At 72.2% G+C, this 26,440-nt stretch carries 24 protein-coding genes; 6 read left to right on the forward strand and 18 right to left on the reverse strand.

Annotation, left to right across the window (positions count from 1 at the left end; genetic code table 11):
- Positions 1–12: 12 nt before the first annotated feature.
- The 9 genes from ACSURM_RS05920 to ACSURM_RS05960 are packed head-to-tail and all read right to left on the reverse strand — an operon-like array spanning position 13 to position 9,105.
- Positions 13–996, reverse strand: coding sequence for an aldo/keto reductase (locus tag ACSURM_RS05920; RefSeq protein ID WP_436953891.1), 984 nt, complete (start codon positions 994–996; stop codon positions 13–15).
- Positions 996–2,534, reverse strand: coding sequence for a GMC oxidoreductase (locus tag ACSURM_RS05925; protein WP_436953892.1), 1,539 nt, complete (start codon positions 2,532–2,534; stop codon positions 996–998). The genes ACSURM_RS05920 and ACSURM_RS05925 overlap by 1 nt, the downstream gene beginning before the upstream one ends.
- A gap of 12 nt (positions 2,535–2,546) precedes the next feature.
- Entirely contained in the window at positions 2,547–3,698 is a 1,152-nt protein-coding gene (locus ACSURM_RS05930) for an acyl-CoA dehydrogenase family protein (RefSeq protein WP_436953893.1), read from the reverse strand.
- Complete coding sequence (locus ACSURM_RS05935; RefSeq protein ID WP_436953894.1) at positions 3,688–4,434, reverse strand: 4'-phosphopantetheinyl transferase family protein; 747 nt, start codon at positions 4,432–4,434, stop codon at positions 3,688–3,690. The genes ACSURM_RS05930 and ACSURM_RS05935 overlap by 11 nt, the downstream gene beginning before the upstream one ends.
- Positions 4,410–5,159, reverse strand: coding sequence for a class II aldolase/adducin family protein (locus ACSURM_RS05940; protein WP_436953895.1), 750 nt, complete (start codon positions 5,157–5,159; stop codon positions 4,410–4,412). Before ACSURM_RS05940 ends, ACSURM_RS05935 begins: the two co-directional genes overlap by 25 nt.
- Positions 5,156–5,917, reverse strand: coding sequence for a dihydrodipicolinate reductase C-terminal domain-containing protein (locus tag ACSURM_RS05945; protein ID WP_436953896.1), 762 nt, complete (start codon positions 5,915–5,917; stop codon positions 5,156–5,158). The genes ACSURM_RS05940 and ACSURM_RS05945 overlap by 4 nt, the downstream gene beginning before the upstream one ends.
- A complete protein-coding gene (locus tag ACSURM_RS05950; RefSeq protein WP_436953897.1) occupies positions 5,910–6,182 on the reverse strand; it encodes a hypothetical protein in 273 nt (90 codons plus the stop codon). Before ACSURM_RS05950 ends, ACSURM_RS05945 begins: the two co-directional genes overlap by 8 nt.
- 23 nt (positions 6,183–6,205) lie before the next feature.
- Positions 6,206–7,651, reverse strand: a complete 1,446-nt coding sequence (locus ACSURM_RS05955; RefSeq protein WP_436953898.1) for a class I adenylate-forming enzyme family protein — start codon at positions 7,649–7,651, stop codon at positions 6,206–6,208.
- Complete coding sequence (locus ACSURM_RS05960) at positions 7,648–9,105, reverse strand: nitroreductase family protein (protein ID WP_436953899.1); 1,458 nt, start codon at positions 9,103–9,105, stop codon at positions 7,648–7,650. The genes ACSURM_RS05955 and ACSURM_RS05960 overlap by 4 nt, the downstream gene beginning before the upstream one ends.
- A 333-nt stretch (positions 9,106–9,438) precedes the next feature.
- Between ACSURM_RS05960 and ACSURM_RS05965 the strand changes: the two genes are divergently transcribed.
- Together ACSURM_RS05965 and ACSURM_RS05970 are read left to right on the forward strand one after the other, a co-directional pair.
- Complete coding sequence (locus tag ACSURM_RS05965; RefSeq protein WP_436953900.1) at positions 9,439–10,215, forward strand: LuxR C-terminal-related transcriptional regulator; 777 nt, start codon at positions 9,439–9,441, stop codon at positions 10,213–10,215.
- A gap of 49 nt (positions 10,216–10,264) precedes the next feature.
- Positions 10,265–11,632 carry an aminotransferase class V-fold PLP-dependent enzyme gene (locus ACSURM_RS05970; RefSeq protein WP_436953901.1) on the forward strand — a complete coding sequence of 456 codons (1,368 nt, stop codon included), beginning with the start codon at positions 10,265–10,267 and terminating at the stop codon, positions 11,630–11,632.
- Between the two features lie 142 nt (positions 11,633–11,774).
- Here the strand turns inward: ACSURM_RS05970 and ACSURM_RS05975 are convergent, their stop codons facing one another.
- From ACSURM_RS05975 to rfbB, 9 genes are all read right to left on the reverse strand, one after another.
- Positions 11,775–12,914: a ThiF family adenylyltransferase gene (locus ACSURM_RS05975; protein ID WP_436953902.1), complete on the reverse strand. Its 1,140-nt coding sequence runs from the start codon at positions 12,912–12,914 to the stop codon at positions 11,775–11,777.
- 71 nt (positions 12,915–12,985) lie between these two features.
- On the reverse strand, positions 12,986–14,023 hold the full coding sequence (locus ACSURM_RS05980; protein ID WP_436953903.1) for a ketoacyl-ACP synthase III family protein: 1,038 nt from the start codon (positions 14,021–14,023) through the stop codon (positions 12,986–12,988).
- 33 nt (positions 14,024–14,056) lie between these two features.
- On the reverse strand, positions 14,057–14,860 hold the full coding sequence (locus tag ACSURM_RS05985) for an SDR family NAD(P)-dependent oxidoreductase (RefSeq protein WP_436953904.1): 804 nt from the start codon (positions 14,858–14,860) through the stop codon (positions 14,057–14,059).
- On the reverse strand, positions 14,853–16,517 hold the full coding sequence (locus tag ACSURM_RS05990) for an FAD-dependent monooxygenase (RefSeq protein WP_436953905.1): 1,665 nt from the start codon (positions 16,515–16,517) through the stop codon (positions 14,853–14,855). The genes ACSURM_RS05985 and ACSURM_RS05990 overlap by 8 nt, the downstream gene beginning before the upstream one ends.
- Complete coding sequence (locus ACSURM_RS05995; RefSeq protein ID WP_436953906.1) at positions 16,514–16,966, reverse strand: VOC family protein; 453 nt, start codon at positions 16,964–16,966, stop codon at positions 16,514–16,516. Before ACSURM_RS05995 ends, ACSURM_RS05990 begins: the two co-directional genes overlap by 4 nt.
- A 4-nt stretch (positions 16,967–16,970) precedes the next feature.
- Entirely contained in the window at positions 16,971–18,098 is a 1,128-nt protein-coding gene (locus ACSURM_RS06000) for a nucleotide disphospho-sugar-binding domain-containing protein (RefSeq protein WP_436953907.1), read from the reverse strand.
- 66 nt (positions 18,099–18,164) lie between these two features.
- A complete protein-coding gene (locus ACSURM_RS06005) occupies positions 18,165–19,358 on the reverse strand; it encodes an acyltransferase family protein (protein WP_436953908.1) in 1,194 nt (397 codons plus the stop codon).
- Between the two features lie 131 nt (positions 19,359–19,489).
- Positions 19,490–20,359 (reverse strand): glucose-1-phosphate thymidylyltransferase RfbA, encoded by an 870-nt coding sequence (gene rfbA / locus ACSURM_RS06010; RefSeq protein ID WP_436953909.1) that lies wholly within the window; start codon positions 20,357–20,359, stop codon positions 19,490–19,492.
- A gap of 29 nt (positions 20,360–20,388) precedes the next feature.
- On the reverse strand, positions 20,389–21,405 hold the full coding sequence (gene rfbB, locus ACSURM_RS06015; RefSeq protein WP_436953910.1) for a dTDP-glucose 4,6-dehydratase: 1,017 nt from the start codon (positions 21,403–21,405) through the stop codon (positions 20,389–20,391).
- A gap of 354 nt (positions 21,406–21,759) precedes the next feature.
- On the opposite strand from rfbB, the gene ACSURM_RS06020 reads away from it, so the two are divergent.
- Genes ACSURM_RS06020 through ACSURM_RS06035 form a run of 4 tightly spaced genes read left to right on the forward strand, consistent with a single transcriptional unit; the run spans position 21,760 to position 26,435 of the window.
- Entirely contained in the window at positions 21,760–22,941 is a 1,182-nt protein-coding gene (locus tag ACSURM_RS06020; protein WP_436953911.1) for a 3-deoxy-7-phosphoheptulonate synthase, read from the forward strand.
- 52 nt (positions 22,942–22,993) lie between these two features.
- Positions 22,994–23,773 (forward strand): 2,3-dihydro-2,3-dihydroxybenzoate dehydrogenase, encoded by a 780-nt coding sequence (locus ACSURM_RS06025; RefSeq protein WP_436960944.1) that lies wholly within the window; start codon positions 22,994–22,996, stop codon positions 23,771–23,773.
- 51 nt (positions 23,774–23,824) lie between these two features.
- Positions 23,825–24,484, forward strand: a complete 660-nt coding sequence (locus ACSURM_RS06030; protein ID WP_436953912.1) for an isochorismatase family protein — start codon at positions 23,825–23,827, stop codon at positions 24,482–24,484.
- A 4-nt stretch (positions 24,485–24,488) separates the two neighbouring features.
- Positions 24,489–26,435 (forward strand): anthranilate synthase family protein, encoded by a 1,947-nt coding sequence (locus ACSURM_RS06035; RefSeq protein ID WP_436953913.1) that lies wholly within the window; start codon positions 24,489–24,491, stop codon positions 26,433–26,435.
- Positions 26,436–26,440: the final 5 nt, after the last annotated feature.

Below are 26,440 nucleotides of genomic sequence, written 5' to 3' on the forward strand. Positions count from 1 at the left end.
TTTCCTTTCGTCTCAGGAGAGCCAGCAGTCGGGGGCGGAACCGCCCCGGGCGACCGGCGGGAAGAGTTCGTCGAGTCGGGCGGTGAAGGACTCGGGCAGGGACAGGTCGAGCGCGCTGAGCGCGCCGTCGATGTGGTCCGGGGTACGCGGTCCGGTCACCGCGGCCGTCACCCCCGGGCGCGACAGCGTCCAGGCCATGCCGACGACCGCCGGATCGAGGCCGTGGTCGGCGCAGAGCTTCTCGTACGCCTCCACGGCGTCGCGCCGCTCGGCCAGGGCCGTGACCGCGCGCCCCTGCGCCGACTTGACCGCGGAGTCCGTGCGCAGCTTGTCCAGCACACCGCCGAGCAGACCGCCGTGCAGGGGGGACCAGACCAGCACGCCGAGGCCGTACGCCTGGGCCGCCGGGATGATCTCCAGTTCGGGATGGCGCGTGACGAGGTTGTACGCGCACTGCTCGGAGACCAGGCCCAGGCTGTTGCGGCGCCGCGCGGCCTCCTGGGCCGCGGCCAGGTCCCAGCCGGCGAAGTTGGAGGAGCCGACGTAGCGGACCTTGCCCTGGGCCACCAGCTGGTCCATGGCCTGCCAGATCTCGTCCCAGGGCACGGTCCGGTCGACGTGGTGCATCTGGTACAGGTCGATGTGGTCCGTGCCCAGGCGGCGCAGCGACGCCTCGCAGGCACTGATGATGTTGCGGGCCGACAGTCCGCGGTCGTTGACCCCGTCGCCCATCGGGTCGCCCACCTTCGTGCAGAGCACGACCTGGTCGCGGCGGGAGGGGCTGCCGGCGAGCCACCTGCCGATGACCTCCTCGGTGTACCCCTTGTAGACACGCCAGCCGTAGGTGTTGGCGGTGTCGAACAGGTTGATGCCCCGCTCCAGGGCGTAGGTCATGAGCCGGTGTGCCTCGGGCTCCTCCACCCGGCCGCCGAAGTTGACGGTGCCGAGGGCCAGCCTGCTCACGCGCAGACCGGTGCGGCCCAACTGGGTGTGCATCACTTGTCTCCGATGCGTCGGACGATGTCACGCGCCCCGATGACGGCGAGCGCGACGCTGGTGAGAGTGGGGTTGCAGAGGGTCGCCGTCGGGATCACGCCGTTGCCCGCCACGTAGAGGTTGTCGACCCCCCACACCCGGCCGGCCGGGTCGCACACGCTCGTACCGTCGTCGGCCTCGCCCATCCGCACGGTCCCCTGGTAGTGCAGGGAGCTGCCGGAGGGCAGGGTCCACGGTGTCTCCCCCTCGAGGGGGTGTCCCAGCACCTTGCTCAGGCGCAGTGCCTCGGCCTCGGCGGCGGCCAGCTCCGCGGTGTCCCGCTCACTCGGCGCGTGGTGGATCGTCATCGCGGGCATGCCGAGCCAGTCCCGCTCGGCGTCGCTGAACTCCAGGCGGTTGTCGGGGCGCGGTTCCTGCGCGGTGAACAGGTGCACGGAGACCAGCGGCCGGTCCGTCCGGGGCGCGTCGTCGGGCCACGCGAGCGTGGCGGGGTCGATGCGGGCCAGCATCCCGTGGAACGGATAGCGCTCCCCCAGGTGGGGGATCCATGTGATGCCGCTGGGGACCGCGTCCGCGTCGCCGGCACCGGTGTGGCCGTCGGCCACCGCGATGAGCGACACCTGCCCGTGCTCGTTGAGGTAGCGGCCCAGGGCCGGGAGGCGCAGCCCCGAGGCGAAGAGCAGCTGGGGCGTGCGCAGCGCGTCGCCGGCCACGACGACACAGCGGGCGCGCACCGTGTGGATCGTCCCGGTCCCGCGGTCGCGGAGCCGGACGCCGACGGCCGTGCCGTCCTCGATCAGCACCCGCTCGCACAGCGTGTTCGCCCGCAGGTGCACGCCCGGACCGGGGGCGGACGCGAACGCGGACAGGATGACGTCCGTACCGCTGCGCCGTACCTCGTCGCCCACGCGCCGGGCGGCCATCGGCATGGCCTGCACACGGCGCCCGGCGGGCCGTCCGTCGTCGAGCGCCGCGCCCAGGACTCTTTCGAGATGGGCCGCGAAGGGGGAGTCGGCGAACTGGGTCGTGGACACCGCGAGCAGTCGCTCGGCGACCGAGAGAGCGTCGTCGAGCACCTCCTGGTCGAGGAAGCCGATGCGCTCGGTCCCGGCCGGGCGCGGGCAGGCCCCGAGCCAGTGGACACCCATTCCGCCCACGTTGCAGGACTGCTGCGCGGCGGGGAGGCCGTCGCCGTCGAGGTCCCCCGAGCCGACCGGGAACATGCCCGGCCGGGTGGTCAGGGCGCGGCCGCGCTCGTCGCGAGCCGCGTTGTGGGCGATGGCGGACGCCGTCGCGATGGAGTAGGGCTCCTGGCGGGGCCCCTGTGAGGCCACCCGGGCGCGGTCGCGTTCGTCGCCGTCGGCGATGTTGACCATGTGCAGGCCCGGACGGCCCTCGGTCAGGACGGGTCCCGCTTCGACGAGCAGTATGTCGGCCTCGGGGCATCCCTCGTGCACCAGTCGTGCGTAGGCCGTCCCCGTGGGACCGCTGCCGACGATGACGATGTCGGCTTCCTCGGTGAAGTTCGGCACGGACACGCCGGCTCCTCTCTACAACGAACGGGCGATGACGACGCGCTGGATCTGATTGGTGCCCTCGATGATCTGGAGGAGCTTGGCTTCCCTCATCCAGCGTTCGACGGGGTGGTCCTGGACGTATCCGTAGGCCCCGAGCGCCTGGACCGCGTCCGTCGTGACGCGCATGGCCGTGTCGGTGGCGAAGAGCTTGGCGCGGGCCGCGGCCGCGGTGACGGCGGACGCGCTCGCGCCGGAGTCCAGGGCGCGCGCGGCGTCGCGCACCAGGGCGCGGGCCGCGGCGATCTGGGTGGACATGTCCGCGAGCAGGAAGGCGAGCCCCTGGAAGTCCGCGACGGGACGGCCGAACTGGCGGCGCGTCCTGGTGTAGGCGACGGCGTGGTCGAGTGCGGCGGAGGCCAGTCCCACGGCGCAGGCGGCGATGCCCAGGCGGCCGCGGTCGAACAGACCGGTGGCGATCAGGAATCCCTTGCCCGGCCGGCCGATCAGGCGCTCGGCCGCGATCCGCGCGCCGTCCAGGGCGACCGTGGCGGTCGGCGAGGAACGCACTCCCATCTTCTTCTCCAGGCCGAGGACGTGCAGACCCGGTGTGCCGGCGTCGGCCAGCAGGACGGACAGGCCCCGGACACCGGGTCCGCCCGTGCGGCAGAAGACGTTGTAGTGGTCGGCCGCTCCGGCGTGGCTGGTCCATGCCTTGGCCCCGTTGACGGTGTAATGCCCCGCGTCGGGGTCCTGCCGGGCCGTGCAGGCGATGGCGGCGATGTCGGACCCGGCCTCCGCCTCGGAGATGCAGTTGGCGCCGAGCCGCTCGCCCCCGAGCATGCCGGGCAGCCACTGCTCACGCTGCCGTTCGGTGCCGTAGTGGGCCAGTGGATAGCAGGACAGCACATGGATGTTCACGGACTGCGCGACCCCGAGCCAGCGCTTGGCCAGGATCTCCAGGACCGAGAGGTACACCTCGTAGCTCTGACCGCCGCCGCCGTACGCCACGGGGTAGGGCAGGCCCAGCAGCCCGGACCGGCCGAGGGTGCGCAGGATGTCGCGCGGGAAGACCGAGCGGGCCTCGAAGTCGTCGGCGCTCGGCGCGAGTTCCTTCTCCGCCAGTTCCTCGGCCAGCGCCAGCAGGTCGCGCACTTCGTCCGCTTGTTCGTACGTGCTATCCGCCATGGTGGCTCAGGGCCTCCTTCTGTGTCGTTCGGTCGCCGGGGGCGCCGCCGGTGCCGAGCTCGTGGGACAGGGCCACGAGGCCGACCGCGGGGAAGGGATCGGGCCGGTCGAAGGCGACGGCCAGGGCGCAGTCGCCGAAGGGCGGCAGGACGTGCCAGCCCAGGCCCCGCCCGTGCCCCCGGTCCGCCCACAGGGGACCGGCGTAGGTCTCCGGCCGGCGCACCAGGCCCCGGCCGGTGGCCTTGGCGCACGCCTCGTGCACCGCCCAGCGTCTGGCCAGGGCGGCCGCCTGGCGCTCGGCGCGCAGTGCGGCCAGTTCCCGCGCCTGCGTCCGTGAGCAGCACAGGGCGGCCACCAGTCCGTCGGTGGGCGGGATCGGCACTTGGACGTCGACTCCCACGGCGCGCCCGTGGGCGAGGGCGACGGCCACCGTCTCGCCGCTGTGGGAGATGCTGATGCCGGTGCTCTCCCTGCCCTCCAGTACGGGCTTGCCCCGGCCGGTCCGGCCGATGCGGGCCTGCCGTCCCTCCTCCCCCAGCTCGCGCCGCAGTACCCAGCGCAACAGGGTCCGGCCCGCGGTGAAGTCCCGGGCCCGGCGCGCCGCCAGGCCCTGCGCGTACGCCGATTCCTCGGCGGTGAGCAGGTGCTGGAGCGGCATCACCTCGGCGAACGTGGCACACACCACGAGCACGTCGTGGCGGTGCCGCCCCGTCACCACGCGGCGCAGTCCGGCCACGCGCGCTGCACGCGTCGCACGGCGTAGTCCCAGTAGGACCGTACGGACAGGTCCGCGTAGATGAAGTCCCGCTTGAGCGCGACGTCGGCGTCGGAGGACCAGTGGTAGGGGACCCCGCTCCGCTGCGCGAGCAGTTGCAGCCGGCAGGCCCGCTCCAGGACCTGGGCGAAGACCGCGGCGTGCCGCACGCTCTTGCCGACGATCACGCCGCCGTGATTGCGCAGCAGCACCCCTTCGCCGTCCCCGAGCGCCTCGGCGATGGCGTCGCCGGTCTCCTGGTCGAGCACGGTGTTGCTGGTCCGGGTGAACAGGCCGAGTGCGCCGGTGAAGTGCGCGCCCTCGTGCGAGACGGGACGCAGCTCCAGGTCCGTCGCGCCGAAGACGAGGGTGTGCGGGGCATGGCTGTGGACGATGCCGTTGACATCGGGCCGCGCCCGGTAGATCGCCTGGTGAAGGGGGAGCTCCGGGGGCGCGAGGGGGTCGACGGGCGCGTCCGGGTCGATGGAGGCGGCCACCACCTGGTCCGGGGTCGCCTCGTCGAACCCGCACAGGGCGTTCTTGATGAAGAAGGTGTCGGAGCCCGGCAGCCGGGCCGATATCTGGCCCTGGTTGAAGTCGTCGTGCCCGTCCAGGGACAGCATGCGCGCCCCGACGGCGATCTGCTGCGCGATCCGGGCCGGGATGCCGGTCCGGGTGCCGCGCGCCCGCGTCGTCGTGGTCGTCACCGGTCGTCCTCCTTTCCGTTCGTGCCGTCGCCCGCGGCGCGGGCCATCGTCGCCAGCAGGTCGTCGAAGACGGCGTGGATCGTGTACGTGCCCGGGGCCTGGCCGACGGCCCAGCCGGCCGCCCCGATGGCCCCGGCCGCGGCGGCGTCCAGCGAGGTCACCGAGTGGCTGATCGTCAGGGACTGCTCCGGCCACATGAGGCGGACCTCGTGGTCGCTGACGGCGGGGCCGCAGCGCAGCGAGCCGATGTCGGCGGCGGGCCGGCCCGTGTGCCGCCGCCACTCGTGTGCCAGCCGCTCGGCGGTGGTGCTCGGCCGGTGCGCCTTGGTGGCCGGGTGGCGCTCCAGGACGGCGGTCTGCGGGACGGCGCCGGTGATGCCGGCCCGTTCCATGGTGGTGACCACCTCCGCGACGAGGCGCAGGGCCCGCGTCTGGAGGTAGTTGCCGAGGGACAGGTTGGGGGCGAGGACGACCGGGACCTCGGCCGAAAGGCCGTCGAGCAGCCGCCTCTCCTCGGTTCCGAGGCCGGAGACGCATTCGACCAGGGGCACCCCGAGGCGCCGGCACAGCCGCGCGGCCGCGCCCACGGCCGCGGGTGCCGAGCAGTCGACGACGGCGTCCACCGCGGTCCGCGCGTCCCAGCTTCCGGGCTGCCGCGGGTCGAGGAGGGTGACCGGGTGGCCCTCCGAGACGGCGAGGTCCCGGACGGCGCGGCCGAGTCGGCCCGTGCCCACGATCCCGAGCGTCGGCTCAGGCATCGGCCGCGTCCCTCAGGTGGTGGCCGACCAGCTCGACCAGGTTGTCGATGGTCTCGAAGCGCTCGCTCTCCTCCTCGGGGTCGAGGTAGACCCCGAGTTCGTTCTCCACCGTGTCGATCATGCGGATGTAGGCGAGCGACGAGTAACTCACCGCGGGCAGCGACCAGTTCGCGGCCGCCAGGTCCTGCTCGGTCAGGTCGCCCTCGGCGGCGCCGAGCACGATGCGGAGGATCCGGGCGCGAAGGTCGTCCGAAGTGGTCGACATGGTTGTGTTCTCCTTGAACGTGGTCACGGGGTGTTCTCGCCGTCCTCGAACATGCGGCGCAGTACCGCGGCGTTGGGCTTGCCACTGGAGCCACGGGGGATCTCCGCGACGACGCGCACGAGGCTGGGAACCTTGTACGGGGCGAGGTGCCGCGCCACGTGGCGGCGCGCCCCGGCCGGATCGAGTCCCGGTGTCCCGGCGAGCACCGCGGCGAGGGCGGTGGCCCCGTGCCGGTCCACGGCCTCCAGGACGACGACGTCCGTCACGTGCGGGGCGCCCAGCAGGACGTCCGTGACTTCCTTGACGTCCACCTTGCGCCCGCCCACGTTGACGAGCTGGCTGGTGCGCCCGGTCAGGACGAGGCTGCCGCCGCTCAGATAGCCGCGGTCGCCGCTGCGGTAGAAGCCGTCCTCGCCGACGCGCGCCTCGAGCACTCCGGGGGCGTTGAGATAGCGGGTGCCCATGGATTCGCTGAGGACCTCCACGACGTCCGGTCGCTCGGCCGTGCCGGCGCGCAGGCGCACGCCGGGCAGCGGCTGTCCGAGACCGGGGTCGGTCAGCGGGTCGGCGGCGAAGGTGAGCGGTCCGGCCTCCGCGATCCCGAAGTAGTTCTGCAACGGCACCCCGGTGGCCGCCTCGAACCGCTCCTTGGTCCGCTGCTCCAGGGGAGCGGCGGAGGACACCGCCATCCGCAGCCGCGGCAGCGCCTCCTTGGACAGGTCTCGCTTGACCAGCGCTTCGTACAGGGCGGGGAAGGCGACCAGCCGTGTCGCCGCGGTGCGGGACAGCAGCCGGGTCACCGAGCCGCCGGTGGGCAGCCCACGGCCGAGGTGGAGCTGGGCGCCGACCAGGAAGGCGGAGAGCAACGACGTGTTGAAGGCCAGGCCGTTGGACAAGGAGGCCAGGCACACGATGCTGTCGTCGCCGTCGAGGCCCGTGCCCTCGGCCCAGTTGACCGCGGCCCTGTGCACCGCGTGGCCCCGGAACTCGATGCACTGGGGGCGCCCCGTCGATCCGGAGGTGAACCGGCACACCTCGGTCTCGTCGTGCAGGGCGGGGCGGTCCGGTGCGGCGGGGAAGCGGGTCACGCGCAGGGATCCCAGCACGCCGGCCGGCACACCGGACTCCGGCACCGGCGCGTCCTCCTCGTGGACGAGCAGGTCGAGACCGCAGTCCTCCTGGATGTACCGCGTGTCCTGCGGCCCGGTGGCCCGGTCGATGAGGAAGGGCACGCACCCGGCTTCCAGGAGGGCCAGGTAGGTGACCACGTAGTCCACGGAGTTGGCGGCGCGGATGCCGACGCGCGGGCGGTCGCACGCGGGCAGCAGTTCGCGGAGCGCGGCGGCGCGGCGACGTCCCGCCTCGGCCAGCTCTCCGTAGCCGAGGACGGTGTCGCGGTCGGACACGGCGACGGCGTCGGCGTGGGCGCGCAGCGCCCGTTCCATGACGTCGAAGAGCACGTCGGTCACCTCTGTCCGTGGGCGTGGGCCGGCTGGAGGCGATCGCTCTTGACGGTCGACGTCCCGGGGAGGCCGAGCATCGCGACGTAGAGGACCTCGTCCTCGTCGGGGAGACCCGCGAGCGTGTGCCAGCGCCCGGCGTCGAACCCCCCGATGGTGGTGACCGCCATGCCCGCGTCGGTGGCGCCGAGGTAGAGGAGCTGGGCGAGCGAGCCGGCGCGCAGGAGTGCCTCGTCGACCCCTCGCATGCCGCGCCGGAAGATGTCGGCGTGGCGGGTGTGCAGGACGACGGCGGCGCTGCTGTGCCGGAGCTGTTCCTGGCCCATGCAGATGCGGACGATGTCGTCGCCGCTCAGCGCGGGGGCGGCCGTCGGCCGGGGTACGAGGGCGCCGGCCTGTACGGAGTAGGCGCCCTGGTCGAGGCCCGCGATGTCGCGGGCGACGAGGGTGACGCCGAAACCGTCCGCGTCGGCGAGGTCGGTGGTCAGCGGAGTGCCGAGCCGGGCGAGCGCCTGGCGCAGCCGGGCCACCGGCAGCTCGCCGGCGGCGAAGTCCTTGGCGGAGCGCCGGCGTGCGGCCAGGGCCGTCAGTTCTTCCTGGTGGTGCGTGGTGCGGGGGCCGTCGCCGGCCTCCGGGCCGGACAGCAGGGCGCGGTGGCGGGCGGCGGCGGGGCGGGTCGGCGGCGACGGGAGGTAGGGCGCCAGCGCGCGCCAACATCGCTCCTCCGAGCTGCCGGCCGGCCGGGTGCCGAACGGCATGCCGCGCCAGTCCGCGCAGCTCCAGGGCCTGGCCAGGGTCGGCTCTTCGTCGACGGGGTCGCCGAGCAGCAGGACGCTGTGGGCGAAGGCATGGCGCTCCCCCAGCCGTAGCAGGCCGGCCAGCGGTCCGGTCGCCGCGCGTGTCAGCCACTCGGCCCGGCGGTGGCCGCGTGCCGCGAGACACAGCAGATGTGTCCCCAGGTGCGCGGTGTCCAGCTGGGCGTAGAGATAGCCGCGGTCGTCGTACTTCCGCATGGACAGCCACGGGCGGATCGCGATGAGCACCAACGCGCCGCTTCGCTCGGGGAGTTCGAGTCCGCCGTCGGCCAGCGCCCGGGCCACGGACGCGCCGCGGTGCAGCAGGCGGCAGGTGCGCCGGGTGGCGTCCACGGCGTACACCGCCGGTGCGAGGGGGTCTCCCACCACCGCGTAGTGCTCGTAGGGGTACAGCGCTCCGGCCGACGGCGCCGACGGCCCTCCGTGCAGGGAGCCCTCGGCGGACGCCTCGAACAGGCCCAGCACACCTCGTAGTTCGCCGGGCACCGGCATGGGTGCCGGCTGCGGAGCACCGACGGGTGCGGCGGCGAGCGACATCTGCTGCCAGAAGCGCAGGGCCCGCTGATCCACGTCCGAGACGGGGACATCAGGTCCGGCGACCGTGTCGACGGCGCCCCCTTCGACGGGGACGACGGATCGGTCGTACATGACGGAGCCTTGGTCCTTCACCGGTTTCACTCCTCCTCTCCTCCGGGGCGGGCCGACGTCAGCACGTGCACTGGCGCCGAAGGGAGTCGTCCCGACTCGTCGACCACGCACAGTGAATATCGAAAAGTAGGCCCGCCTTTCCGCCCACAGCGACTTCGATGTTGCCAGACAAGTACACGGACGTGTAGATCAATTGTCGACCACTAACGGTCGTGGCCACTTGAGGACAGACGAGGGGAAGGACCGATCAACGTGCTTCTGCACGCATATTCCGGGGCAGAGAATTCTCATCTCAATTCGCTCTCGGAACTGGCGGGGAAACAGCGGCAGGCGTTGGAGCTGGCCGCCGAGCACGCCGACGCGCTGCGGTTCCAGCTGGCCGCCCTCGCCCTGCACAGCACTCCGGCCGAGCTGTCCGCCGAGTCCGGCGTCGAGGAGATCGCGGATCCGGGACGGGTGCGGGACCTTCTGAACTCCGTGCCGGCGATGGCCAGGAACCAGATCCGGATCATCCAGCCGTCGGTGGTCGCCCGCCATGTGATCGCCGACTGGCTGACGAACAGCCGCTCCGCGCACGACGAGGACATCGACGTACGCACCATCCATCAGAGCACCCTGCTGCAGAGCGAGCGGGGGACCGCCTATCTGGAGCGGCTCGCCCGCCGGGGGGTGCACGTGCGCCTCGCGTCGCTGGTGCCGTTCCGGCTGATCCTGGTGGACGAGGCGTTCGCCCTGGTCTGTCCGCCGCAGACGACCCTCCTGATACGCCAGCCGGCGCTGCTGCGGCTGCTGGCCCGCGTCTTCGAGTTCTGCTGGGACGGGGCGAGCGATCTGCACCGGACGCCGTCCGCCGCGCCGTCCCCGCAGGCCGGCCCGCGCACGGGCGACATCTCGCTGAGCGACCAGCAGCTGGTCGTCCTGCGGCTGTGGGCCAAGGGCCGGCAGGACACCGACATCGCCCGTGAGCTGCAGGTCTCCCCGCGCACCCTACGCCGCACGGTCTCCTCGCTGCTGCGGCGGCTCGGCGTCAACAGCCGCTTCGAGGCCGGTGTCGTGGCCACCCGGGCGAACCTCCTGACGGACGCCGCCCACACTCCGGCACACCGTTGACCCGGCACCCCTCATCCCATCCGCCCGCCTCACCCACCAGGAGTTCCACGTGTCCCTCCGATCCTCCCTGCCCCTCGCCGAGCCGGAGCTCGCGGCCGCCCTGCCCGTCCTGGGGCTGGACGTCGCGGCGCCGCTGGTCACCGGTGGCGAAGTGCCGTACGCCGCCCTGGACTACGCGGCCAGCGCCCCGGTGCTGCGCAGCGTCTGGGACGATGTCGCCAACTACCTGCCGTACTACGGGAGCGTGCACCGGGGGGCGGGCTATCTGTCCCAGCTGTCCACCGATCTGTTCGAGCAGAGCCGGGAGACCGTCCGGGAGTTCCTCGGGTGCCGTGCCGACGACCATGTCGTGTTCACCCGCTCCACCACGGATTCGCTCAACATGATGGCCGCGGTGATCCCGGCCGGGACCCAGGTGTACGTCTTCGAGACGGAGCACCACGCCGCCCTGCTCCCGTGGCGTGAGCGGGACGTCACCGTGCTGCGCGCGCCGGTGTCGCGACACGACGCGGTGGAGATCGTGGCCGAGGCCCTGGCCGGCCGCTCCCCCGAACTGCCCGGCCTGGTCTGTGTCACCGGGGCGTCCAACGTCACGGGCGAGCTGTGGCCCGTCGCGGAGATCACCGAGGTGGCCCACGCGGCGGGGGCGCGGGTAGTCCTCGACGCCGCGCAGCTCGTGCCCCACCGCCCGGTCGACCTGCGGGAACTGGGCGTGGACTACATCGCCTTCTCCGGCCACAAGATGTACGCGCCGTTCGGGGCGGGTGTGCTGGCCGGGCGCCCGGACTGGCTGTGCCGGGCCGATCCCTATCTGGCCGGGGGCGGCGCCAGCAAGCGAGTCGTGCGCACCGCGCGGGGCATCGACGTCGAGTGGCAGCAGAGCGCGGCACGTCACGAGGCGGGTTCACCGAACGTGATCGGCGCCTACGCGGTGGCCTCCGCGTGCCGTGCGTTGCGCACGGCCGGCTTCGACTCGCTCGTCGCGCGCGAGGAAGCGCTCCTGCGCCGCGCGGTAGCCGGACTCGGCGCCATCGAGCAGGTCGAGGTGTTGTCGCTGTGGGGCGCGGGCAGCGAGCGGGTCGGTGTCATCAGCTTCGTGGTGGACGGCTGGAACAGCTCGCACCTGGCCGCGGCCCTCTCCGCCGAGTACGGCATCGGCGTACGGGACGGGCTGTTCTGCGCGCATCCGTTGGTGCGCAGGCTGCTGGGCAACGCTCCCGACCATCCGGACGGCTGCGGTGCGCCCCAGCCGCTGGGGCCGGGCGAGCGGCCCGTGAACGCCGTCCGCGCGAGCTTCGGCGCCGGCACGCCGCCGGAGCACCTCGACCGGCTCGTGTCGGCGGTTGCCGAGCTGGCCGTCCACGGAGCGCGGTGGACCTATCGCACCGAGGAAGGACGCTGCGTTCCGGTGCGTTGAGAAATCCTCGGTGGTGGCCGCTTGCGGCCACCACCGAGGATTTCGGGCAACACCTTTGGAATTCCGGGAAAAGCGAAGACCCCACTGAATTCAGCGAAGGAACGGCGCGGAATTCAAGGCCGCCCGTGGTTACGGTGAGTGGTCAGTACAGGGGCAGGGACGGGTCGATCCGCTGCGCCCAGGCGACGATCCCGCCGCCCAGATGCACCGCGTCCGGATGTCCGCCGTCCTTGACGACCGCCAGCACCTCGGCCGACCGGATCCCCGCCCGGCACAGCAGCACGATCCGGCGGTCCCGCGGCAGCCGGCCGGCCGCGTCGCCGTCGAGGAACTCCCCCTTGGGGACGAGCACCGAGCCGGGCAGGTGGGCGAAGGCGTACTCGTCCGGCTCCCGGACGTCGACCAGGTGGACCGGTTCGCCCTTGTCGAGGAGTGCCTTGAGTTCCTCCACCGAGATGGTGGACTCCCGTGCCGCCTCGGCCGCTCGCGGCGACAGCAGGCCGAAGAAGGGTTCGGCGGCGGTGAGTTCGGCCGGGCGCCGGGTCGCGGGATCGCGGCGCAGGGGCACCGTCACGCAGGTGGCCGCCATCGCGTCGTACTTCATCACCCGGCCGACGAGCGGCTGCCCGGTGCCGGTCAGGAGCTTGACGCACTCGGCCGCGATCGCCGCGGCCAGCCAGCTGCCCACCACCCGCAGCGTCCCCGCCATGCCACGGAAGTACGGGGCGGGTGCCTCGGGGTACAGGTCGCGGAAGCCGGGGCCGTGCCGGTCCCAGAAGACGGAGACCCGGCCGGCCGTGGCGTCCATGGAGCCCCACACATAGGGCACACCCGCCTGGGCGCAGGCGTCGTCGACGAGCAGGCACCGGGCCTGGTCCTCTCCGGCGCACACCACCAGGTCGTAGCGAGCGACCATGTCCCGTGCGGAGCTCACGTCGAACCGCTGCTCGACAGCGGTGACCAGGGACGGGTGGGTCCGCCGCAGCGCGCGGGCCCAGGCCGACGCCCGGTCGGACGGCTCGTCGTCCGGCAGGCCCAGGTGGCGGTCCCAGGCGTTGAGCGGCGAGCCGTCGGCGATGCCGATGAACCCGACGCCCAGGTCGGCGAGTTGTCCGATCAGGGGCGCCCCGATCTCGTCGGCGCCGACGACCAGCACCCGGCCGGCGGCCAGCCTGGACTGGCCCGGCAGGCCGTGCCCGGCCAGGATCAGCTGGTGCGCGTTGCGCCGTACTTCGGCGTCCGGGAGTTGGGACACCGGTTCGACCAGTGGGGGGAAGGCCATGGAGGACTCCGTACGTTGTCAAGCGGCCCGGAGGACCGGAGGTGGCTGAGGGAACTTCGCCCGGCCGGCTGTCACCGGGTGGCCCAGGAAGGGATGTGCTGGATCTCCAGCACCGCCGCGCCCCAGTTGAAGCCGTAGCCGGTGCCTGCGAGCACCACCCGGTCCCCGGCCGCCAGCTGACCCGTCGTCAGCAGGTGCTCCAGACCCGCGGTCTGGTCACCGGAGCCCAGGTGGCTGACCTGCCGGCCGAAGTCCCACGTGGTGCGCTCCGGGCCGACGCCCATGTCGGCGAGCATGCTCCACCAGCGCACGGTCCGGCCGTTGTGCGGGACGACGAAGCGCCGTACCTCGGCCACCTCGGTCTTGGCCTCGTCGAGGGCTTTGCCGATGCAGTCGCCGATGCCTCCGGCGATCCGCAGCGAGATCGCGTCGAGGTCGCTGAGGCGCTTGCGCATGTAGTCCGTCTTGCGGGCCCGCATGTTCAGCGGCCTGTCCCCGGAGCTGGGGGCGTCCTTGAGACTCCGGCCCCGGTACATGCTCTCCAGGGAGGAGTCCGACGTCAGCACGCAGGAGATCACTCGGGCGAAGCCGGGGCGCCGCGTGAGCAGCAGGGCCGTACCGCCGTCCGCCATGACGGTGCCGCTCTCGGTGCGGAACCGGTCGAAGCCGGGCAGGCAGAACCGCTCGCCGGTGGTGATCAGCACGGCGGCCTCGTCGTCGCAGCCGCCGAGGAATCCGGCCGCCAGCGACAGCGCGGCCATGCCGCCGTTGGACTTCTGGTCCACCTCGACGGCGGGGGCGGTGCCGCCGATGGTCTGCTGCTGGATGTAGGAGGACGGAGTCCACATGTCCTGCCCCTGGAAGTACGCGCTGGCGTGCAGCAGGAGCCGGACGTCGTCGGGGGAGGCGTCCGCCCGCTCCAGCGCCTGGCGCGCCGCCGCCACCGCGAGGTCGGGGGCGAACACGTCGTCCGAGACCGTCACCCCGAGAAGGGCGTTGGCGACGTGTTCGGAGGCGATGTAGCGCCCGTCGGCGACCGCCTCCTCGAGGTCGAGCCGGTCGCCCAGGCGGACGCCGAGGGATTCCACGTAGATGTCATTGAGGAGCATGTCCAAACCTTCCTTCGCGGACGGAAAAGGGCTTCACAGGTAGGCGCCGCCCGTGGTCTCCAGGCGTTCACCGGTGATCCATCGCGCCTGTTCCGAAGCGAGGAACGCCACCGCGTCGGCCACGTCCCCGGGCTGTCCCAGTCGTCCGAACACGGTCATCGCGGCGGCCTCGACGGCGTCTTCCGGATGCGCGCGCAGCCGGGCGCGGTGGAAGTCCGTTTCGATCAGGCCGGGCGCGACGGTGTTCACCGTGATGCCCCTGGCCCCCAACTGGGCCGCCAGCGACCGGCTGAAGGCCTCCAGCGCGCCCTTGCTCATGGCGTAGCCGAGCACGTGCGGATGGGCGATCCGGTTGGCGACGGAGGAGATGTTGACGATCCGCCCGCCGTCACGCAGCAGCGGCAGCAGCCACTGGGTGACGAAGACGGGGGCCTTCACGTTGACCGCGAAGACCCGGTCGAGATCCTCGGGCGTGATGTCGGTGATGTCCGCACGACAGCCGATGCCCGCGTTGTTGACCAGGATGTCGAGTCCGCTGGAGCCCGTGCGAGCGGCCAGGCCGTCCGCCACGGCGGTGGCCAGCGCGTCGGCCGAGCCGTTCTCGCTCAGGTCCGCCCGGACGGCGAAGGCGCTTCCGCCCTCCGCCCGTACCGCGTCGACCGTCTCCCGCGCCGCCGCGTCGTCCCGTCCGTAGTGGACGGCCACGAGGACGCCGGCGCGGGCGAGACGCAGGACGATCTCACGGCCGATGCCCTTGCTGCCCCCGGTGACCACGGCGGTGCGCGCCGCGCTGGTCGTTTCCACCGTTTCCCTCCCTCGCTGCCGGTCGTCACTCATGGGAATCCGGGGACGGCCCGGGCTCGGGCCGCCCCAGGAGCGAGCCCAGCACCTGGGTCAGTACGCGGTCGGGCTCGGGCTCCAGGGCGGTGGCGCGCCAGCCGACGAAGCCGTCCGGTCGCACCAGCACCGCTCCGGACTCCTCGATGCCGACCTGTGCGGTCCAGGTGGCCGACGGGTCGCCGGCCGCGCGGTCGTCCTCGACGGTGTGCGCGTCGACGGCCGTCCCGAGCTGGGCGGTCGCCTTGCCGAGGGCGTCGTGCCAGGCCCGGCCGCCGGGGCCGGTGAGCAGGGTGAACCGGTAGTCGACGAGGTCCAGCGTCGAGACGTCGGCGCCGTCCCGGAGCAGCCAGCGGTGCGGCAGGCGGGAGCCCGGTGTGCCGTCCAGGCCGGCCTCGACGTCCTCCGTGGAGGGGAGTTCGGGTTGCGCGCCGATCACGGCGGTGGAGTCGTAGCGGTACCCCAGGTGCACCACGGGGGCGTTGAGCGCGCCGTGCCGGGCCCGGTGGCGGCGGCCTTCCGGTCCGGACGCCCAGTGCAGGGTGGGGTCGTTCAGGCGCAGCATCGACTGCGTCAGGGCCGTCCGCGCCACGGGAAGCCGTTCGGCCTCGTACGTGTCCAGCAGTGCCTCACCGGCCGTGCCCGCCAGTACGTGTGCGAGCTTCCAGGCGAGGTTGTGCGCGTCGGCGACGCCGGTGTTCATGCCGAAGGCGCCGACCGGCGGGATGACGTGGGCCGCGTCGCCCGCGAGGAAGACCCGCCCGGCGCGCAGCCGGTCGGCGACCAGGCCGCTCACCCGCCAGGGCAGGATGCTGACGACGTCCAGCGCAAGGTCGGCGGCGGGCGCCACGGCCCTGCGGATCCGCTCGGCGCACCGCTCCCGGGTGAAGTCCTCCGCGCGTTCGCCGGCTTCCGGCGAGTAGCGGAAGTGATAGATCCACTCCCCCTCCCCGTCGACCGGCAGCAGCCCGCCCGGCGCCTGGGGGTTGGTGATGTCACACGTGATGAAGGTGTGTCCCCGGGTGAGGTCGTCCAGGTCGGCCTGGAACAGCACGCTGATCAGCGGATCTCCGAGGGTGCCCGGTCCGCTCGTACCGATCCCGAGGGCTTGTCGTACCGCGCTGCGGGCTCCGTCGGCGGCCACCAGGTAACGGGCCCGGATCTCCCGCTCGCCGTCGGCGTCGCGGACCCGGGCCGTGACGCCCTCGTGGTCCTGCTCGAACGAGAGCAGTTCGGATCCGAACTCGATGTGCGCGCCCGCGCCCCGCGCGGCCTCGGCGACCACCGTGTCGAGGCGTCCCTGGGGGCAGGTGCCGCGCAGCGACTGGGGCGTCAGCCGGCCGAAGGCGTCGGTGCTCGGCCGCGCGTCGCGCGCGAGGTTCTCGAGGTCCGCCTCCGCCAGGGTCGGGGCGGAGATCATCCGCAGGTTGCCGGCGGACATGTCCATGCACACGGCGTCCACGGCGTCGGCGAGTCCGGCGGTGCGCAGGATCTCGACGGTACGCGGACCGACGCCCATGGCCCGGGGGTGTGTCGGCGGAGCCGGACGACGCTCGACGATCCGCGCGCTCACCCCGCTCCGGGCGAGGAACAGGGCGGTCATCAGGCCTACGGTGCTGCCTCCGACGATCAGGACGTCGGGGTTGTCGCTCGTCATGAAAGAGCGGTCCCTTCGATGGTTGCCGTGGTGGGTTCCGCCCCGGGGTCCCAGGACCTGAGGAACCTCTCCTGCCGGGAGATGTCCATCAGCTCCACATGGCCGCCGATGCTGTCCACCTTGTGGTACGTGTACGGGCGTCCCAGCGGGCAGGCGCTGAACTCCTGTGGGAAGCCCGCCTCCGACAGCCGGGCCGAGCTCTTCGTCACGTCGTCGGTCCAGCACCCCAGGTGGTGGAAGCGCGCCCCGAGGGAGGAGTCCCAGGGGCTGCCGGGCGGTCCCTGGACGAGTTCGATGTAGGGCGGGCCGCCCTTCGTGAACGCCAGGCGGTAGTCCCATTCGCCGAGCGAGTCCTCCAGGATCACCGACCACCGGGCCCCGGTGCTCCGGGTGAGGTCGGACATCGCGCGCTCGATGTCCGGTACGACGAAGCACACGTGGTAGAACACGGCGTCATCCCAACTTCTCGAGCAGGCTCACGATCTCGGCGGGCGCGGGCATGGCGGTGGCCTCCTGCTGGAGCTCCCGCGCGCGCGTCCGGTACGACTCCGTGAACAGCAGGTCCTCGGCCGCGCTCGCCATCGCCTGCGGCGTGTCCTCGCCCTCCAGGAGGATGCGTGCCGCGCCGTACGCGGCCAGCCGCTGGGAGGGGGCCACCAGCTTGGGCATGTTGGGCACCAGCAGCTGCGGGATGCCGTGGACCATGCCGGTCAGCGCGGTGCCGCCCCCCGCGTGGTGGACGAGCAGGTCGCAGGTGGGGGCGACGGTGTCGAAGGGCAGCCAGCGCACTCGTGTGCCGGTGGCCTCGGACAGCGCCTCGGCCACCCCGTCCGGGGCGCTGACCAGGAGTTCGGCCTCCAAGTGCTTGAGTTTGGCGACCAGTTGGACCAGGTAGTCGAAGAAGTAGCCCGGCGCGGTCTTGGTGCCCGCCGTGATGGCGATCCGTGGTGCGGCGGTCTCCTTCCGGTACATCCAGGGTTCCAGCGGCGGCTGGAGGTTGCAGGGCACCCACCGCATCGAGACGCCCTGCGGGGCTTCGGGGTCGCGCACGCTGGGCGGGCACACGTCGATCCACAGCGCCGAGCCGGGAATGCCGTCGAAGCCCAGCGCCTCCAGTTCGGGGCGCATCTCGATCTCGGCGGCCACGTCAACCACCTGGGGCTCACCGGAGTCCCATGCCTGGCGCACGAAGGGCACACCGATACGGGCCGCCAGGACCGCGGCCGAGTAGGTGAGGGTTCCGCCCACCACCACGTCGGGGCGCCATGCCTCGGCCAGGTCGTACAGGGGTTCCTGGTAGACGGCGGCCATCCGGCCGAAGGCGTGGCCGATCTTCCGCATCTGCCGGTCGGGGTCGTCGAAGTCCGGGACGGGCCGGCCCTCGCGGTCGGTGGTGATGTGGTGCCGGATCGGGACTTCGGACACGCACACTCCGGGAAGTCCGGCCCCGGCGATCGCCTCCATCGTCTCCCGGTTGGAGGCGACCAGCACCTCGTGGCCCGCGTTGCGGGCCGCCGTGGCCAGGGGGGTCAGCGCGTAGACGGTGGCCGGGCTGCCGCCCGTGACGAAGAGAATACGCAAGGGGAGAACCTCACTCGGTGTCGCAGGAACTGGGTGCAGAGCGCGGTGACGGGAAGGGGGCACCTCTCACACGGGGGTCGAGTCCGTCTCGCCGCGCGCCGGCACGGCCGTGGGCGCCGTACCGGCGGCGGACGTGGCCGTCGCGGGCCGGCCGCGGCTGAAGCGCCGTACCGCCGGCATCTCGACCGCGTGGTACAGGGCGAAGGCGAGCGCGAGGCTCACGGCGAGGGCCAGCAGCGAGACGAGCACGCTCTCCGTGGTCGTCAGGGGCCCGTGGGCGGCCACGAGGTGTTCCCCGAGGTAGGCGATCACGATGCCGTGGACGAGGTAGAAGGCGAACGACGCCTCCCCCAGGCGGCGCATCAGCCCGCCGGACAGCGCCGTGCCCCGCCCGGCGGCGTCGGACACCGCCAGCGCGGCGATGAGGAGGGCCAGCGGGACGACCGTCACCGCGGCCACGGTGTAGAGCATCGGTGTGCAGAGCCCGAGGACGTACGCGGCCACGGCCAGCAGTCCGGCCCACGGCCAGGCGAGCCTGATCCAGCGCCCGCTGAGAACGATGCGCGCCATCAGCATGCCGAGGGCGAATTCGAGCAGGCGCGTCAGCGGGAAGATGTAGACGAACCACAGGCGGTCGATGGAGACGCCGTCCAGCCACGAACCGGTGGCGGGGAAGGCGGGGTCGGCCGGCAGGAGCCCGGCCACGACCGGCAGCACCATGACGGCCGCGACGACGCCGGCCGCCCACCACCACAGCCGTGCGGCACCGATGCGGTTGATCACGACGAGGAGGAGCGGGAACAGCGCGTAGAAGAGCAGTTCGCACGAGAGCGACCAGCTGGCCCCGTTGACGCTCAGGAACACGGTGGGATCGGTCGACCAGGCCTGAAGGAGCAGCAGGTTGAGCAGTCCGGTGCCCAGCGGGGTCGAGGCCGCGGCGTACACGAGCAGCGCCAGGGCGAAGGTGACCACGTGGTTGGGGAAGATCTTCACCAGCCGGCGCCGCAGCACGCCGCGGTAGGTGTCCCCCGGCCGGACCGACCAGGTCAGCACGAAGCCGCTCAGGACGAAGAAGAACGAGACGCCGATGGTTCCGGCGGACTTGGTCGCCGACATGAGTCCGTCCGCGGCGGCTGTCCCCGCCGTGAAGAAGCCACCGGTCGCGAGGTGGCAGACGAACACGAGTCCTGCGGCGATGAAGCGGGCGCCGGTGAGTGAATCCAGACGAGGACGGCGCGCAGTGCCCGCGGCGCTCTCCATGTGTCTCTCCAGTGTCGGGGGGCCGGGTGACGCCGCGGCGGGCCGTGCGCGCCGCGGTCCGACGCGGCGCGGTCGCCGTGCCGGGACTCGCCTTCCGTACGGCGGGGAAGGCGAGGAATCGATCGGTGCCGTCAGGTCCTGATCAGCGACTGGACGTGACGGCCGTACATCGAGCCGGGCGACAGCCGTCCGGCGAGTTCGACGAGCTGGCCCATGCCGATGTAGCCCATGCGGAACGCCGTCTCCTCCAGGCAGGCGATCTGCATGCCCTGCCGCTTCTGCAGCACCTGGACGTACTGGCTGGCTTCCAGGAGGCTGTCGTGGGTGCCGGCGTCGATCCACGCGTTGCCCCGGCCGAGCTGGATGATCCGGCCCCGGCCCTCGGCGACGAGCAGCCGGTTGACGTCGGAGATCTCCAGTTCGCCCCGGGGGGACGGGGAGATCTTCTCGGCGTAGGACAGCGCGTCGTTGCTGTACATGTACAGGCCGGTGATCGCGGTGTTGGAGGGGGGAACGGACGGTTTCTCCACGATGTCGAGCAGTTCGCCGTCCGCGCCGAGCACCGCCACCCCGTAGCGCTCGGGGTCGGAGACCGGGTAGCCGAAGACCGTGCACCCGTCGACCGTCGCCGCCGCTCCGCTCAGTGTGGCGGGCAGGCCCTGGCCGTAGAAGATGTTGTCGCCCAGGATCAGGCACAGGTCCTCGTCCCCGGCGAAGTCTCGGCCGATGATCAGGGCTTCGGCGATGCCGCGCGGTTCGTCCTGGACGGCGTACTGCAGGTCGAGGCCCAACTGGCTGCCGTCTCCCAGCAGTCGGCGGAACGACTCCAGGTGGTGCGTGTTGGTGATGACGAGGATCTCGCGCATGCCCGCGAGCATCAGGACCGACAGCGGGTAGTAGACCAGCGGCTTGTCGTAGACGGGCAGCAGTTGTTTGGAGTGGGTGGCGGTCAGGGGCAGCAGCCGGGTTCCGGAGCCCCCGGCCAGCAGTATTCCGCGCATCTGAATGGAACTTCCTCGGCTCGGGACGGTCAGCTGACGGTGTGCCCCGCGGATGCGGTCACGGTGGTGCCCGGCCGCGTCCGGGACACCAGCGGGCGCCACCACTCGGGGTGCTCCCGGTACCAGCGCACGGTCTCGTCCAGGCCGGCGTCCATCGTGTGCAGCGGCCGGTAGCCGAGCTCGTCGCGGATCTTGCTCCAGTCGACCGAGTAGCGCAGGTCGTGTCCCTTGCGGTCGGGCACCGGCTCGACCGACGACCAGTCGGCGCCGGTGGCCGCGAGCAGCCGCTCGGTCAGCTCCGCGTTGGTCAGCTCGGTACCGCCCGCGATGTTGTAGACCTCACCGGCGCGCCCCGCCCTGCGGACCAGGTCGATGGCCCGGCAGTGGTCCTCCACGTGCAGCCAGTCGCGGACGTTGCGCCCGTCGCCGTACAGCGGCACCGGCAGCCCGTCGAGGAGGCGGGTGGCGAAGAGCGGGATGACCTTCTCCGGGTGCTGCATCGGTCCGTAGTTGTTCGAGCAGCGGGTGACGCTCACATCGAGGCCGTGGGTGCGGTGGCAGGCCAGGGCCAGCAGGTCGGAGGACGCCTTGGAGGCGGAGTAGGGGGAGTTCGGCAGCACGGGGCACGTCTCGTCCCAGGCACCGTGCTCGATGGACCCGTAGACCTCGTCCGTCGAGACGTGCACGAACTTGCGCACCCCGTGCCGGAGCGAGGCGTCCAGGAGGGTCTGGGTGCCGATGACGTTGGTGCGCAGGAAGACGGCGCTGTCCTCGATCGAGCGGTCCACGTGGGACTCGGCGGCCAGGTGCACCACGGCGTCGACGCCGGGCAGCAGGGCGTCGAGCAGGGCACGGTCGCAGATGTCGCCCCGCACGAACCGAAGGCGCTCGTCCCCGGCGACGTCGGCCAGGTTGGCCCGGTTGCCGGCGTAGGTGAGCTTGTCCAGCACGGTGACGGCTTCTGTGCCCGCGTCGCGGGCGCGCAGCAGCATACGCACGTAATGCGAGCCGATGAAGCCCGCGCCGCCGGTGACGAGAATGTGCACGCGACCCCCTGATCCTGAATGAAAAAGCTTGCCTAATAGCCCTAGGCGACTCCCATTTAACCCACCCCGGAAGACCCTGTAAAGAAATGCATGCGGTTGCACGCACCTCTTCACAACTCGCTGATCAGTGCGTGCGGTTGCATGTCTACAGAGGCTTGATACAGGGCCGCCGGCGGAGTCCGGGGATCAATGCTTGACGAGATCGCTGGCACCTGCATATGTTGCAGCTCCATTGCGCAGCGAACCGCCGGACTATTTCGGCAGTGATTCAGCGCCACCCCATTCAACGGCATTCAGACCGGCGCAGTTGCATTTCCGCGATATGTAGAGAAGGGGACCCAGGTGGGGCGAGACATGGCCACGGCCCACGTCACCGAAGTGGAACGGGCTCGCCCGCACCCCGCCGCGCGACAGCAGCCCGACTGGCCCGATCGGCGGCTCCTCGCCCTCGTGCGCGAGGAGCTGCGCGGCCGCCCCGGCCTGGTCACGGCGCGCGACACGGCCCTGCTGACGGGCCTGCTCGCCCAAGTGGCCCTGGGCGAGCGGCGGATCGTACAGGCCGGCGACTGCGCGGAGGACCCCGCGGAGTGCACGGTCGCCGGTGTCGGCCGCACCGTGCGTCTGCTGGACGAACTCGCCCGGCTGATGGAGGACGGCAGCGGGCGTCCGGTGCTGCGGATCGGGCGGCGGGCCGGCCAGTTCGCCAAGCCCCGCTCCCATCCGGTCGAGCACGTCGGCGGGGTCGAGCTTCCGGTCTACCGCGGCCCCATGGTCAACGCACCCGAGGCCGATCCGGCCGCCCGCGAACCCGACCCCCGCCGGTTGCTCACCGGATACGACCTGTCCCACGCCGTCCACCAGGCGCTGAGGGCACACGGCCGCCGCCCGGCGGACGACGCCGGGACGGCGGTGTGGACCAGCCACGAGGCCCTCCTGCTCGACTACGAACAGCCGATGCTGCGCCGTCTGGACGACGGCGGACTGCTGCTCGCCTCCACGCACCTCCCGTGGATCGGGGAACGCACGCGGCAGGCGGACGGCGCCCACGTCCACCTGCTCTCCCGGATCGTCAACCCCGTGGCCTGCAAGGTCGGTCCCGGCACGACACCCGGCGAGTTGCTCGGCCTGTGCGCCGCGCTGGATCCGCTGCGCACCCCGGGACGGCTGACGCTCATCAGCCGCATGGGCGCCTCCCGGGTCCACGACGTCCTGCCCCCGCTGGTCCGCGCGGTCCGCGCGGCCGGGCACCCCGTGATCTGGCTGTGCGACCCCATGCACGGCAACACCGTGCGCCTGCCGGACGGACGCAAGACACGGGTCGTGTCCCGGCTCGTCGAGGAGATCGAGGGCTTCCAGGACGTCGTGCTCGCCGAAGGCGGTGTCGCCGGCGGGCTGCACCTGGAGGCCACCGCGCAGCCCGTCACCGAATGCGTCTGGGCCGCGGGCGACGAGGCGGGCACCGCCTACACCACGTTGTGCGACCCCCGGCTCGATCTGCGGCAGGCCCGTCACACGGTCCGCGGCTGGCACGCCTGACCCGAGGTCCGCCCCAGGCAACCCGACTCATGAAGGAGCAACGTTGACGGACATGGAGTACGCGGACAAGGTCGCCCTGGTGACCGGGGCCGCCGGAGGCATCGGCCGTGCGGTCGTCCACGCGCTGGCCTCGGCCGGGGCCTCGGTGGCCGCCGTGGACCTGGACGCCGCGGCCCTGGCCGCACTGGAGCGGGACTGCGCGGACAAGGGCTGGTCCGTGGCCGCGTTCCCCGCGGACATCACCTCCCCGGCCCAGGTGGAGGCGGCGGTCGCGGCGGCCGAGGAACGGCTCGGCCCGGTCGACCACCTCGTCAACGTCGCCGGCGTGCTGCGGGGCGGGCCGGTCCTGGAACTCGGCGAGGAGGACTGGGAGCACACCTTCGCCGTCAACACGGCCGGTGTCTTCCGGATGTCCACCGCCGTCACCCGCCGCATGGTGGAGCGGGGCCGGCCGGGTTCCGTCGTCACCGTGGCGTCCAACTCCGCCGTCGTGCCCCGCTTCCACATGGCGGCGTACGCCGCGTCGAAGGCCGCCGCCGTCGCCTTCACCAAGAACCTCGGCCTGGAACTGGCGGGGCACGGCATCCGCTGCAACGCGGTGTGCCCCGGTTCGACCGACACCCCGATGCTCCGCTCCCTGTGGAACCAGGAGTCCGACTCCGACGGCTCCCTCAACGGCGTGGCGGCGGAGTACCGGGTCGGCATCCCCCTCGGCAGGTTCGCCGCCCCCGACGACATCGCCGACGCGGTCGCGTTCCTGCTCTCCGATCGTGCCTCGCACATCACGATGCACGACCTCCACGTCGACGGCGGCGCCGCTCTGGGCCGCTGACCGATCCGTCCCAGGACGCCTCGCACTCAGGAGATCAGGAGAACACGTCCCATGGCCATATCCGGCATCCCCTCGTACACCCCGCCCGCCCGCGGCACCTGGCCGGGCAACACGGCCTCGTGGCGGCCCGATCCGGCCCGCGCCGCACTCCTCGTGCACGACATGCAGCGGTACTTCCTCGCTCCCTTCGCCCCGGAACAGGAACCCGCGCGAAGCCTCGTCGGCAATGCCCGGCGGCTCGTGCGGCAGTGCCGGTCGGCAGGCGTCCCGGTCGCCTACACCGCGCAGCCGGGGGACATGACGGCGCGGCAGCGGGGCCTCCTCGTGGACTTCTGGGGACCGGGCATGCGTACGTCGCCCGAGCACCGCGAGATCGTCGACGACGTCGCCCCCGCGGCCGGTGAGCGGGTCTTCACCAAGTGGCGTTACAGCGCGTTCCACAACAACGGCCTGCTGGAGCACCTGCGCGGCCTGGGACGCGACCAGTTGATCATCTGCGGCGTCTACGCCCACGTCGGCTGTCTCATGACCGCGGTCGACGCGTTCACCCATGACATCGAGACGTTCCTGGTGGCCGACGCCGTCGCCGACTTCTCCGCGGACCACCACCGCATGGCGCTGGAGTACGCCGCGTCCCGGTGCTCCGTCGTCGTGTCCGCCGACGAGGTCCTCGCCCGGCTGAACTCCACCGATCTCGTCGGGCAGGCCTGACGGCATGGCATCCCCAGAGACCCGCTTCCGCGAGCTCCTGGAGCTCGTCACCGGTTCCCCGGCCCTCCCCTTCGCCCTGCTGTACCGCCCGGAGGCGGTGGGAGAGCGGGTGGAGCTGCTGGTGGGAGACGTCAGCGAAGTGGACCGCCTGGCCGACGTCCCGCTGGCCGAGGCGGCCGGGGCCGAGCCCGGCCCGCGGCACGAATCACTGGTCCTCGTACCGTACCGGCAGCTCTCCGAACGGGGTTTCGCCTGCCACGACGACGGGGAGCCGCTGCTGACACTGACCGTCTCCCGGCAGGCGGTGTGTCCCCTGGACCGCGCGCTGCCGCTCCTGCCCGACGTACCGGTCGACCTCTCGGACACCCGCTTCGACATCGACGACGAGGAGTACGCCACGATCGTGCGGCGCGTGCTCGAACGGGAGATCGGCAACGGCGCGGGCGCCAATTTCGTGATCAAGCGGTCCTTCACCGCCGAGATCGCCAACTGGTCGCCGCGGGTCGCCCTGAGTCTGTTCCGCCGGCTGCTCGAAGGCGAGCGCGGCGCGTACTGGACGTTCGTCGTGCACACCGGGGAGCGGACCTTCGTCGGTGCCACGCCCGAGCGGCACGTCAGCCTCTTCGACGGAACCGCCGTGATGAACCCCATCAGCGGCACGTTGCGCTATCCGCCCGAAGGCCCGTCCGTGGCCGATGTGCTGGGCTTCCTCGCCGACGCCAAAGAAGCGGGCGAGCTGTACATGGTGGTGGACGAAGAGCTGAAGATGATGGCCCGGATCTGCGCGGAGGGCGGCCGTGTCACCGGCCCGTTCCTCAAGGAGATGGCCACGCTCGCCCACACCGAGTACCTCATCGAGGGGCGGACCACCCGCGATGTGCGCGAGATTCTCCGCGAGACGATGTTCGCGCCCACGGTCATCGGCAGCCCGCTGGAGAGCGCGTGCCGTGTGGTCCAGGAGTACGAGCCGCGCGGCCGCGGCTACTACAGCGGGGTCGCCGCTCTGATCAGCCGTGACATCAACGGCGGTACCTCGCTCGACTCCGCGATCCTGCTGCGCACGGCGGACATCAGGGACGGGCGCCTCGAACTGGGCGTGGGCGCCACGCTGGTACGCGATTCCGACCCGTCCTCCGAGGTCGCCGAGACCCATGCCAAGGCCCGCGGTGTGCTGCGCGCGCTGGGGACGGCGGAGCCGGCCGGCGGCCACCGCGGGCACGCGCGGGAGCTGGCCGGACACGAACTGGTGCGCCAGGCCCTCGACGCACGCAACGAGAACCTCGCCCGCTTCTGGCTGAGCGGGCCACCGGCCGAGCCCGACGTCCGTCGCCGTGCGTTCACCGGCACCCGGCGTGTGCTGGTGATCGACGCGGAGGACACCTTCACCGCCATGATCGGCCATCAGCTCGACGCCCTCGGACTGCAGACCGACATCCGCCGCTTCGACGAGGTCCCCGCCACCACGGCGTACGACATGGTGGTCATGGGCCCCGGCCCGGGTGATCCGAGGGATCTCACCGACCCCCGGATCAACAGCCTGCGCGCGACGGCGCGTTCGCTGCTCGCCGGCTCGACGCCGCTGCTCGCCGTGTGCCTGAGCCACCAGGTGCTCGGCACCCTGCTGGGCCTGGACATCGTCCGGCGCGAGCGCCCCAACCAGGGTGTGCAGAAGAAGATCGACCTCTTCGGGCGGCCGGTCGTCGTCGGGTTCTACAACACCTTCGCGCTGCACAGCGCCACCGACGTGATCACCGACGGCACCCGGACCGTCGAAGTGAGCCGTGACCCCGCCACCGGACAGGTGCACGGGCTACGGGGCCCCGGCTTCCGTTCGCTGCAGTTCCACCCGGAGTCGCTGCTCAGCCAGGACGGACTGGCCGTGCTGGAGGAAGCGGTCGCCGAACTGCTCGCACCCGCGGCCCGGCACGCCGGTCCGGTCACCGCGTCATGACCGCT

Source organism: Streptomyces sp. SudanB182_2057 (genome assembly GCF_964272715.1).
Taxonomy (GTDB): Bacteria; Actinomycetota; Actinomycetes; order Streptomycetales; family Streptomycetaceae; genus Streptomyces; species Streptomyces rubradiris.